The sequence below is a fragment of the Cumulibacter manganitolerans genome, assembly GCF_009602465.1.
Classification (GTDB): Bacteria; Actinomycetota; Actinomycetes; order Mycobacteriales; family Antricoccaceae; genus Cumulibacter; species Cumulibacter manganitolerans.
In genome coordinates this window covers 33,920-43,370 of the sequence record NZ_WBKP01000033.1, presented here as the reverse complement: position 1 = coordinate 43,370, position 9,451 = coordinate 33,920, and the positions used below count along the sequence as shown (strand labels likewise).

Below are 9,451 nucleotides of genomic sequence, written 5' to 3'. Positions count from 1 at the left end.
AGCGACTCGCGGACGGGATCAAGGACCAGATTCGGAACACGGCTACGCTTCACCTACGGAGTGCCTCTCTGCGTGATTGAACCGCCCCGGGATGTCCGGAGACTTCATTAATGGAGGATGAGGTCATGGCACGTCCCACGAAGTATCCCCGTGAGCTGCGGGAGCGCGCGATTCGGATGGTCGCTGAGGCTCTGGAAGAGGGCAGCTACGACAGCGAGTTCACGGCGATCCGCTCGGTGAGCCAGAAGCTGGGTATCAAGTCGCCGGAAAGCCTGCGGCGGTGGATCCGTCAGGGTGAGATCGACGCTGGCTCGCGGCCGGGCAAGACCACGCAGGAGCTCGCGGAGATCCGCGAGCTGAAGCGGGAGAATGCCGAGCTGCGGCGGGCGAACGAGATCTTGAAGTCGGCCTCGGCTTTCTTCGCGGCGGAGCTCGACCGCCCACACAGGTTCTAGTCGATTACATCGACGAGCACCGCGAGGTGTTTGGGGTCGAGCCGATCTGTCGCGTGCTGAGCGAGCACGGAGTCAGGATCGCCCCTTCCACCTATTACGACGCGCGTGATCGCGCGCCCTCGAAGCGTGCCGTGCGTGATGAGGAGGTCACCGAGCTGATCCGCCTGGCGCGCACCAAGCGATTCGTGCGCCGGTACGGGGCGCGCAAGATATGGCTGCACTTGCGCCGCGAGGGCCACGACGTCGCGCGATGCACCATCGAGCGGCTGATGCGCTCGCACGGCTGGATCGGCGCGATGCGAGGCAAGCGGTTCATCACCACGGTCCCCGATGCGTGCGGCGACCGGCCGGCGGACTTGGTCGATCGCGACTTCACGACCACCGCGCCGAATCAGCTGTGGGTCGCGGACTTCACCTACGTCGCGACGTGGTCCGGCACGGTCTACGTCGCGTTCATCTTCGATGCCTACTCGCGGATGATCTGTGGGTGGCGCGCCGCTGAGCGGATGGACACCAGCCTGGTCTTGGACACTCTGCAGCACGCGATCTGGACCCGTCAGCGCGACGGTATCGACGATCTCGCAGGCCTGGTGCACCACACCGACGCCGGCAGCCAGTACACCTCGTTCGCGTTCACCAGCCGGTTGATCGAAGCCGGCGTCGACGCCTCCGTCGGGTCAGTCGGCGATGCATACGACAACGCGATGGCCGAATCACTCATCGGCACCTACAAGACCGAGCTGATCCGCCCCGACGGGCCATGGCGCGACCTCGAGCACGTCGAGCTGAGCACCCTGGACTGGGTCTGGTGGTTCAACAACGAGCGCATCAATGAAGCCGTCGACGACCTCACGCCCCTGGAAGCCGAGGCCGCCCACTACGCTGCACAAAACCGTCTCGCTCCGACCGGATAGAGACCCAACCGAGAGCCTCCGAAAACGCCGGGGCGGTTCAAGACGTGGTGCGGTCGAATGCCGGTGACCGGAGTCCGTGCGAGGATGTCGACGACGCCGGACCTACCGGCGAGAAGTCGACGGGAGAGCTGCACCATGACGGCAATGGAAAAGGCGGACCAGGATCGCTACACCCACTCGGAGTCGATTTTCATCGACGCCACGCCCGAGCAGGTGTGGGACGTCGTGACGGACATCAAGCGCACCGGCGAGTGGAGCCCGATCTGCCGCGAGTGCTGGTGGGCGGAGCCGGCGACGGGCCCCGAGGAGGGCGCTTGGTTCCACGGCCGCAACGAGTCCGGTGACCGCGTCTGGGAGACCAAGTCGCTGGTGACCGCGGCCGACAAGCCGCGCGAGTTCACCTGGCTGGTCGGCGGCGCGGCGGTCCGCTGGTCGTACACCCTCGCGCCCGAGGGCGACGGCACGACGCTGATGGAGTCGTGGCAGGTGCAGGACAAGGGCTTCGAGTTCTTCGACAAGACGTACGGCGAGCAGGCCGAGGCCGAGCTCGAGATCCGCCGCGACGCCGCACTGAGCGGCATCCCCGCGACGCTGGCGTCGATCAAGCAGATCGTCGAGTCCGGCAAGTCGTAGCCCCAACCCGCGCCGATTTCGTTACCCACGGCCCGCTCACCGAGTCAGCGGTAACGAAATCGGGAGGGCGGGTCGTCGGTCGCATGGAGGCGGAAGAGCCGGACGGTACGTCCGGAGTCCCGCTCGTACGCGCGGTAGCCGGGCCACTGCCGCTCGATGAGGGCCCACGTGGCGCCCCGCTCACGCTCGTCGGTGATGAGCGCGGCGCGCACGGGGAACCGCCGGCCGCGGACGCTCACCTCGGCGTCCGGGTGAGCGATGAGGTTGTGGGACCATCCGGGATGGCGCTCGCGCGCGAAGCTGGTGCCGGCGATGACGGCCCCGCCGTCCGGATCGGGCGTATACATCAGGACCGTGTCGCGGACCGTCCCAGTGCGTGCACCGGTGGAGTGCAATACGAGCGAGGGCACGAGGATCCCGCTCACCTGAAGCCGGCCGCCCGTAAGCCGCGCCAGCGCGCGCTCGAGCGGCGGCAGCCAGTGCGGTGCGGTACGCCGGAACAGCCGCGTGCGGGAGAGCGGCGCGATGAGCCGGCGAAGCCACCGGGTGAGGTCTCGCCGCATGTCGTCTCCGCACTTCCTCGTCGCCGGCCGCCGGCATGCGCGGCACGAGGCGCGTGTCGGCGCCGTCCCACGATTCTGTCCCGAAGCGCGCGGTGACGATAGTGTTCGGGCGTCGAGGAGGCAGCGCTCCGGATCGCTGCCGCGATAGGCAGTGGCCCGTGTCGCTGCCGCCATAGCGAGAGAGAAGGCCGCAGATGACAAGGGTGCTCGAGGACAAGTCGGTGCTGATCACCGGCGGCGGGTCGGGAATCGGCCGGGCCACCGCGCTCGCGGCGGTGCGCGAAGGTGCCGCCGTCGTCGTGGCCGACATGAGCAAGAGCGGTGCCGACGAGACCGTCGAGCAGATCACCGCGGCGGGCGGGAAGGCGATCGCCCTCGAGGTCGACGTCACCGACGAGGCGCAGGTCGAGGCGATGGTGTCGGCGGCGGACGACGCGTTCGGCGGGCTGGACGGCGCGTTCAACAACGCCGGCGTCGCGCGCGGCCGCGACTGGGCGCCGGGCACGCTCACGGCGCAGACGTCGCTGCAGGCGTGGCGCGATGTCACGAGCGTGAACCTGGACGGCGTGTTCCTCTGCCTGCGATCCGAGCTGCAGCGGATGGAGCAGCGTGGCCGCGGCGCGATCGTCAACACCGCCTCGGTCGCGGGGCTGATCGGGCTGGCGGGCGCCTCGCCGTACACCGCGAGCAAGCACGCCGTGATCGGGCTGACCAAGGCCGCCGCGTTGGAGTACGCCGAGACCGGCATCCGGATCAACGCGCTGTGCCCGGGCTACGTCACGACGCCGATGACCGCGCTGACCGGTGCGCTGCCGGAGGTCAATGCGAAGCGGATGGAGCGGGTGCCCATGTCGCGCTACGGCACGCCGGAGGAGGTCGCCGAGATGGTCGTGTGGCTGCTGTCGGACCGGGCGTCCTTCTGCACGGGGTCGGCCTTCACGGTCGGCGGAGGCATCGAAGCCGGCTGACCGGACCCGCCCACTGAGCCACCGAGGTCCGTCGTTTCCCGATCTGCGGTGGAGTAGGACACGATAACTCCCCATTAGCGTGTCCTACTCCACCGCAGAATGGCGCGCCTCGGCGACACTCTCCGCCGGACCCGCCGCGGCGTCCACCGAGACATCGGAAGCCCCGCTCTCACGAGACACCGGGAACGCGCCTCGCCGAGGCGTCGTCCCACGGCCCACCGCCGAGGCGCGGGGGAGTGTGGGACGGGGTCTATGTATCAGGCCACGTGCTCGCGCACTCCTGATCGATGTGGTCACAATGAGCATCGTGAGTGAGCCCGCCGCGCGACCCCATGACGAACCGGACGATCCCGAGCGGACGCCCGGATCGACGTGGGCGCGCGCGACCGCCGACTTCCTGCGGGTACGCGACGGCGATCCGCGGGCGATGGATGATCTGGTGCGCGGCATGACGCCGGTGCTGTGGCACGTCGTGCGCTCCTACGGGCTGGGGCAGGCGGAGGCCGAGGACGTCGTCCAGGCCACGTGGCTCACGTTCGTCCGAAGCCGGGACGCGATCGCCGACGAGCGTGCGGTCGCGGGGTGGCTGACCACCTGCGCCCGCCGGGAGGCCTGGCGGGTCGCCCGCAGAGGCCGTCAGGCGGCGCCGTCCGAGCCGGTGGTCCTCGAGGCGCACTTGCCGGCCGTCGACTCGGCCGAGGACAGTGCAGCGCTCTCCGACCGGGACCGGCGCGTCTGGTCGGCGGTCGGCCGGCTCGACGGACGTTGTCGCCACTTGCTGCGGGTGGTCGCGTTCGAGGAGCGGCCCGACTACCGGGAGATCGCCGGCACCCTCGGTATGCCGGTCGGATCGATCGGTCCCACACGGCGCCGATGCTTGGACAAGCTGCGTGCCGCGATCGCTGAGGAGGAGCCCGCATGACGAGCCAACGGCCAGACGACGAGCGGGCGCTGCTGGAGGCGGTGCGGCGCACCTGGGAGATCGGCGACCCCGTTCCTGAGGGCCTCGCCGACCGGATGATCGCGGCGGTGGCGTCGGCCGGGCTGTCGGAGGAGTACGCACTGCTGACGCTGGTGGAGTCCGACACCTCGGCAGTGCGCGCTGATACCGACCAGCTGATCCTGCGGTTCACCCACGGCTCGACGACACTGTTGATCCAGGTGGGTGAGTCGGTCTCCGGCGGCCGCCGCATCGACGGCTGGATCGCCGGTGTCGCTACCGAGGTGCACCTCATTCAGGATTCGAGGGAGTGGCGCGCGGAGGTCGACGACGGGCGGTTCGCCTTCGACGACGTACCGGCGGGCATCGTTCGACTACGCGTCACCCTCGAGCCCGGGGCGTCCGGCGGCGAGACGTCGGTGATCACGTCCGGGTTCGAGGTGTAGTCACCGACCGGCAGGTCACGATCTCCGACGCTCGCCAGTGGCGCCGCAGATTCCTGATATACGACAGAAGGAGCAGCCATGCCAGCAGGTAGCGCAGGCGATTCCCCGCAGCCCCCACGATGGTCCTGGCAGGACCGGGCGCGGGGCTCGATCACCCCGGGTACGTTGCTGGACCCGGGAGCCGAGCCGGTGGACGGGATCGAGGCGTTCCCGACGGTGTACGTGCCGCATCGGCTGCTGGTCAACGGCGGCGAGGTCGACGCGTTGCTCAGCGACACCATCGAGCGGGTGGCCCGCGCCGCGGCGGCGTTCGGGTGGGGGGTGGCGCCGCAGGAGCTCGATGGCACACCCCTGGCTCCCGAGTCACGGGTGCCGGCCGCCGAGGTCGCCGGTGCGCCGTACGTCCTGCGCGTGCAGCTGACGACTCCCGACGAATTGGAGCGCGGGGTGTCGCCGTCGCTGCCGGACGCGTGGCGGGTACTGCAGCGGATCCGGCGCGACGCGCTCGTCGAGGCGTTCGGGGACGGTCGGGCTGATCCCTCGCGAATCGGCGACGTCCTGCGGGCGGCCGGGGTGGATCGGGTGTCCCTGGATCACGTGCTCGCCATCGACCCGATCGGTCTGAATCCCTACACCCGCACCAATCCGTACACCCGAACCAACCCCTTCACTCGGACGAACCCGTACACGCGAACCAACCCGGTGGGCGAGTACGCCGAGGCCGGGTCCGGTGGGCGGCAGCCCGTCGCGTGGGTCGGCCCGGGGCCGGTGCGGACACCGATCAAGCGCGGACGGCGCCGCGCGACCGTCGCGGTTCTCGACACCGGGGCGGGGGAGCACACCTGGCTGCCGGACGACGTCGTCGATCGCGACCCGCAGGTCGACGGACGATCGATCGGGCTCACGGACGACGCCGACCCCGAGGTCTATCCCGACCTGTACGGACCGCTCGACGGCGAGATCGACCCGGTGTCGGGGCACGGCACGTTCATCGCCGGGATCATTCGGCAGACCGCGCCAGACGCCGACATCCTGGCGATCCGGGTTGCGAACGCGCTGGGCATCGTCGAGGAGTCACACCTGATCAGGGTGATCACCGACCTGCTGGTCCTGCAGTACCGGTACCGCCACCGCCGCAAGGGCGGCCGGCCGATCGACGTGCTGAGCATGTCGCTGGGCTACTACCACGAGACACCGCAGGACGGGCTCTACTCGCGGGACCTCTACGACCTGCTGCACGCGCTGCGCCGGCTCGGCACGACCGTCGTCGTCTCGGCCGGCAACGACGCCACCGACCGCCCAACGTTCCCGGCGTCGCTCTGGGCGTGGCCGGGCTCGGACAACGGCATCGACCCGGACCCCGACGCCGCCGAGCACTACTCGGTCGGGGCGCTCAACCCGAATTGCGACACGACGGCGTTGTTCTCGAACGTCGGGCCGTGGGTGCGCACCTGGGCGTTGGGCGCGGCCATCGTGAGCATCCTGCCGGCGTTCAGCGGCGGCCTGCAGCCGTCGGCGCGCGACGACAAGTACGAGCTGCGGCGGCTGACCATCGGCCCAGAGGACTTCCGCGGGGGCTTCGCCGTCTGGAGTGGCACCTCCTTCGCGGCGCCGCTGGTTGCCGGCGAGGTCGCGGCGGTGCTCGGTGATCGTCCGAACGCCGCGGAGCCGGCACCCGACGCGATCAGTGCGGCCCGCACCGCCCGCGCCGAAGGCACCTGAGCGGTCGCCCGCCCGAACGGTCGTCGAGCGAGCGAGGAACGAGCGACGTCGAGACGCGGTGAGCCGGGAGCGTCTCAACGGTCGTCGAGCGAGCGAGGAACGAGCGACGTCGAGACGCGGTGAGCCGGGAGCTCGCCGTTTCGGGCTGCGGCAGGGCATGCTGAGCGCGTGAGTATCTCGGCCGGCGAGCTGTACAAGCGGGGACTTCAGCTCAGCAACGACCGGAGGTACCCGGCTGCGCATCGGACGCTGACCAAGGCGCGGGCGCTCGCCGCGGAGCCGAATCTGTCGGCGCGGATCGCGGGAACGCTGGCGATGGTGGTGTCGCAGATGGGCGATGCGGTCTCGGGGGAGCAGCTCTGCACCCAGGCGCTCGCGCTGGACGGGGTCAGCGCCGGCACGGCGAGCGTGCTCGCCGGCCAGCTCGGCAGCCTGCTGATGAACCAGGGACGGTTCGACGAGGCGCTGCCCTGGCTTGGACGGGCGATCGACGGCATAGTGGACGATCCGGTGGCCGTCGCCAACCTGCGCATGAACCGCGGCGTGCTTTACATGCAGCGCGGTGATCTGGTGGCCAGCACCGCTGATCTCGCCTCCGCGGCCGAGCTGTATCGCATCCACGGGACGCCGGCGGAGGTGGCTGAGGCGGAGCACAACCTCGGGTACGTCGCGCTGCTGCGCGGCGATCTGATCGTGGCGTTGCAGGAGATGCTCGCCGCGCGACCGGTGATCGCGGCGATCTCGCCGGGGAACGCTGCCATCGGTGACATGGACCGCGCGGAGGTCCTGCGGGACGCCGGTCAGGTCCGGGAGGCGGAGGCGACCCTCGCGCACGTGGCGAAGGTCTTCGCCGCGAACCGGATGGCGCACGCCCGCGCCGAGGCCGAGTTCCACCTGGCGCGTTCGCTGCTTCGGCACGATGCGGCGGCCGCAGCCAGGACCGCCCGGGCTGCCGCGCGCCATTTCGCTGCCGTGGACGACCAGTCGTGGCGGGCTCGGGCGGAGGGCGTCGCGCTGCGGGCGTCATTGGCCGCCGGAGGCGCCGATGACGAGGGGCGCACGATCCCGGCCGGACGCCGCCGATGGAGCGCGGGCGACGTCGAGCGGGTCGCGGCGGAGCTGGACGGCGCGCGGTTGCGGAACGACGCGGCGGCGCTGCGCCTGTCGCACGACCTGTGGCGCGCGCGACGTGGGGAGGCTGTCGGCCGACCGCGGCCGCCGCGGAAGACCGACAGCCTGGAGGTGCGCCTGCTTCGGCATGAGATCCGGGTCGAGCGGGCGGTCCGCGCCGGACGTGACCGGGACGCGCTGCGCGCCGCGGCCGAGGGTCTGGACGAGCTGGAGGCGTGGCGGTCGAGGTTCGGCAGCCTGGACCTGCAGACGTCGCTGCGCATGCACGGCAACGGGTTGATGATGGCCGGGCTCGGCGCCGCCGTCCGTGCCCATCGGCCGCAGGTGTTGTTCGAATGGTCCGAGCGGGCACGGCGGCTCACCCAGCGCCACGCGCCGTTGCGTCCTGCGCGCGATCCCCAGGTCGCCGAGCAGCTCGCCGGGCTACGCATGCTGCGCGCCGATCTCGCCGGGTCCGACTGGCTCGCCGACCCGCGCGCCGTCGAGCTGGCGGACCGGGTTCGCGAGCACCACTGGTCGTCGTCCCGAGAGACACAGGCGGCCGACCTGGTCGACCTCGACGCCGTACGCCGCGCGCTCGATGACGACACCGCGATGCTGTCGTACGTGTTCAGCCCCGCGGGGATGGTGTGTGTCGTGTCGACATCGTCGAGGGATGTGGTGGTCGACATCCCGGACGTCGAGGGCATCCGCAGGGTGCTACCGGGGCTGCGGTCGGACCTCGACGTCAGCGCCGCCGTGCGCGACAGTCCGGTCGCTGCGGTGATCGCGCGATCACTGGCCCGGCGGCTTGATGGTCTGTCGGCGGCGATCCTCGACGGCCCGCTGTCGGTGGCCGACGCATCGAAAGTGGTGCTCTGCGTCCCGGGCCTGCTGTCCGGGATCCCCTGGGCGATGCTGCCGGCGATGCGAGGTCGCACGTTCACGTTGGCGGCATCGGCAACGCAGTGGGTGCGTGGCCGCTCGGCCGGCGGGAGCGCGCAGGCGCGAGCGGGATTCGCGGTGGGCGTGCGCGTCGATCGCGGCGTGGCCGAGGTGGAACAGGCGGCGCGGTCGTGGGAGCGGCCGGTGCTGATCCGGGACGCCGACGCGACAGTCGAGAGGGTCGCCGAGCTCGCCGGCATGGTTGACGTCCTGCATGTCGCTGCGCACGGCCGTCATGCCGCCGATAACGCACTCTTCTCCGGGCTCGAGCTCGCCGACGGTGCCCTGTTCGGCTACGACATCGACCGGGTCCGCGACGTACCCGACATCGTGATCCTCTCTGCGTGCGAGCTCGGACGATCGACAGTGCGTTGGGGTGCCGAGGCAATCGGCATGACGCAGGCGTGGTTGCATGCCGGGGTTCGGTGCGTCATCGCCTCTCCGGTCCTGGTCGCCGATGACGACGCGTGCGCGCTGCTGGGAGCGATCCATGACGGGTTGGCCGCGGGTCGGCCGCCGGCGCTGGCGTTGCGCGAGGCGTCTGAGCGAACCGGCATCGTGGGGCCGTTCCAATGCCACGGTGACGGGTTGTGAAAAAACTTCGCGATGCGCGTATCAGGGCGCCCCGCGCCGGCTCCTAGTCCACAGAACGACAGCACCGGGAAATCGGGGGATTCCATGGAGCGTCGCCGCGCGATGTTTTCCCGCATCGAGGGGGCACGGCGACTCGTCGTTCGCAGGGGACGACTGGTGAC

At 70.5% G+C, this 9,451-nt stretch carries 8 protein-coding genes and 1 other annotated feature; of the genes, 7 read left to right on the top strand and 1 reads right to left on the bottom strand.

Translation table 11 applies throughout. The annotated features are described in order from the left end of the window. Positions 1-125 precede the first annotated feature (125 nt). Positions 126-1,369 (top strand): IS3 family transposase gene (locus tag F8A92_RS12395; RefSeq protein WP_153505475.1). Its coding sequence is split into 2 segments (ribosomal slippage): positions 126-414 and positions 414-1,369, totalling 1,245 coding nucleotides; the frame shifts between segments, so codons are not numbered across the junction. Beyond that, positions 413-541: a sequence feature (AL1L pseudoknot), on the top strand. Its footprint overlaps the gene before it by 129 nt. Positions 1,370-1,513: 144 nt before the next feature. Then, the gene (locus tag F8A92_RS12390) at positions 1,514-2,002 is read left to right on the top strand and encodes an SRPBCC family protein (RefSeq protein WP_228389413.1); all 489 of its coding nucleotides are present in this window, start codon (positions 1,514-1,516) and stop codon (positions 2,000-2,002) included. A 44-nt stretch (positions 2,003-2,046) separates the two neighbouring features. On the opposite strand, the gene F8A92_RS12385 is transcribed toward F8A92_RS12390, so the two are convergent. After that, entirely contained in the window at positions 2,047-2,565 is a 519-nt protein-coding gene (locus F8A92_RS12385) for a nitroreductase family deazaflavin-dependent oxidoreductase (protein WP_153505473.1), read from the bottom strand. A gap of 194 nt (positions 2,566-2,759) precedes the next feature. Here F8A92_RS12385 and F8A92_RS12380 point away from each other — a divergent pair, with 194 nt between their 5' ends. From F8A92_RS12380 to F8A92_RS12360, 5 genes are all read left to right on the top strand, one after another. Beyond that, complete coding sequence (locus tag F8A92_RS12380; protein WP_153505472.1) at positions 2,760-3,533, top strand: SDR family NAD(P)-dependent oxidoreductase; 774 nt, start codon at positions 2,760-2,762, stop codon at positions 3,531-3,533. A gap of 307 nt (positions 3,534-3,840) precedes the next feature. After that, on the top strand, positions 3,841-4,455 hold the full coding sequence (locus F8A92_RS12375; RefSeq protein WP_228389412.1) for an RNA polymerase sigma factor: 615 nt from the start codon (positions 3,841-3,843) through the stop codon (positions 4,453-4,455). Next, positions 4,452-4,919 carry a hypothetical protein gene (locus F8A92_RS12370; protein ID WP_228389411.1) on the top strand — a complete coding sequence of 156 codons (468 nt, stop codon included), beginning with the start codon at positions 4,452-4,454 and terminating at the stop codon, positions 4,917-4,919. The genes F8A92_RS12375 and F8A92_RS12370 overlap by 4 nt, the downstream gene beginning before the upstream one ends. Positions 4,920-4,997: 78 nt before the next feature. Beyond that, on the top strand, positions 4,998-6,641 hold the full coding sequence (locus F8A92_RS12365; RefSeq protein ID WP_153505470.1) for a S8/S53 family peptidase: 1,644 nt from the start codon (positions 4,998-5,000) through the stop codon (positions 6,639-6,641). A 168-nt stretch (positions 6,642-6,809) separates the two neighbouring features. Next, a complete protein-coding gene (locus F8A92_RS12360; protein ID WP_228389410.1) occupies positions 6,810-9,290 on the top strand; it encodes a CHAT domain-containing protein in 2,481 nt (826 codons plus the stop codon). Positions 9,291-9,451: the final 161 nt, after the last annotated feature.

Coding starts and splice junctions, on each gene's coding strand:
- F8A92_RS12390 (WP_228389413.1), top strand. CDS start 1,514: ATGGAAAAGGCGGACCAGGATCGCTACACCCACTCGGAGTCGATTTTC.
- F8A92_RS12385 (WP_153505473.1), bottom strand. CDS start 2,565: ATGCGGCGAGACCTCACCCGGTGGCTTCGCCGGCTCATCGCGCCGCTC.
- F8A92_RS12380 (WP_153505472.1), top strand. CDS start 2,760: ATGACAAGGGTGCTCGAGGACAAGTCGGTGCTGATCACCGGCGGCGGG.
- F8A92_RS12370 (WP_228389411.1), top strand. CDS start 4,452: ATGACGAGCCAACGGCCAGACGACGAGCGGGCGCTGCTGGAGGCGGTG.
- F8A92_RS12365 (WP_153505470.1), top strand. CDS start 4,998: ATGCCAGCAGGTAGCGCAGGCGATTCCCCGCAGCCCCCACGATGGTCC.